The 1,193-nt window shown below is 57.2% G+C and carries 1 protein-coding gene; it reads right to left on the reverse strand.

The window, feature by feature from the left end; translation table 11 throughout:
* Window positions 1-148: 148 nt before the first annotated feature.
* Complete coding sequence (locus BHD08_RS22910) at window positions 149-1,129, reverse strand: IS5-like element IS1384 family transposase (protein ID WP_046622665.1); 981 nt, start codon at window positions 1,127-1,129, stop codon at window positions 149-151.
* Window positions 1,130-1,193: the final 64 nt, after the last annotated feature.

Here is a 1,193-nt window from a genome sequence, read left to right on the forward strand (position 1 = left end):
TAGGGATGGTCTGAAGTAGCCATGTATTTCCCCGGCATACCACCTAGCGCAACTTTTAAACTCGCCAAATGATCAAAAAACAATCAATTCGACGAGTATTTCTTACGTTTTCGCCACCCGGACCCCACTCCGGTGGCCATTTCCCGCATTACAGGCGCACCTCTCCTGCATTCGTCAGTAAATGTCGGCGCGCCATCCACAGGTTCGACAGAGCGAACAGTGTCACCAGTTGCGCCGTGTTTTTGGCCAAGCCGCGAAAGCGCACCTTGGTGTAACCGAACTGGCGCTTGATTACCCGGAACGGATGCTCGACCTTGGCGCGCACCTGAGCCTTGGCCTTTTCAATCTTGCGCTTGGCTTTGTACAGCACGCTGCGCTTATCGAGTTTTTTGTAGGTGCTGCGGCGTGCCGCCACCTGCCAGATAACTTCACGTCCTTCATGCTCGGGCCGCTTTTCGACACCGGTGTAGCCTGTATCGGCGCAGACCACGTTTTCGTCGCCATGCAGCAATTTGTCCACCTGGGTGACATCCGCCACATTGGCCGCCGTGCCCACTACGCTGTGCACCAGACCCGATTCGTCATCGGCGCCGATGTGGGCCTTCATGCCAAAATAATACTGGTTTCCCTTCTTGGTCTGGTGCATTTCCGGGTCGCGCTTGCCGTCCTTGTTCTTGGTCGAACTGGGCGCATTGATCAGCGTTGCATCGACGATGGTGCCCTGGCGCAGCGACAGGCCGCGGTCGCCCAGATAGCCATTGATGACAGCGAGGATGCCGGCCGCCAGCTCGTGTTTCTCCAGCAAGCGGCGGAAGTTGAGAATGGTGGTTTCGTCGGGGATGCGCTCCAGGTTCAGCCCGGCAAACTGGCGCAGGATCGTGGTTTCGTACAGCGCTTCCTCCATCGCTGGATCGCTGTAGCCGAACCAGTTCTGCAGCAGATGCACACGCAGCATCGCCATCAACGGGTAGGCCGGACGGCCACCTTCACCCTTCGGATAATGTGGCTCGATCAAAGCAATCAAGCCCTTCCACGGCACCACCCGATCCATCTCGATCAGGAACAACTCCTTGCGGGTTTGCTTGCGCTTGCCAGCGTACTCGGCGTCGGCGAAGGTCATCTGCTTCATCGGGAAACTCGGTGGGTGGGGTCGCGGTATTTTGCCAAATCAGAAAGTCTTTTTCAGAGTTTCC

It is taken from the genome of Pseudomonas sp. SCT (assembly GCF_003864275.1).
Lineage (GTDB): Bacteria > Pseudomonadota > Gammaproteobacteria > Pseudomonadales > Pseudomonadaceae > Stutzerimonas > Stutzerimonas stutzeri_AE.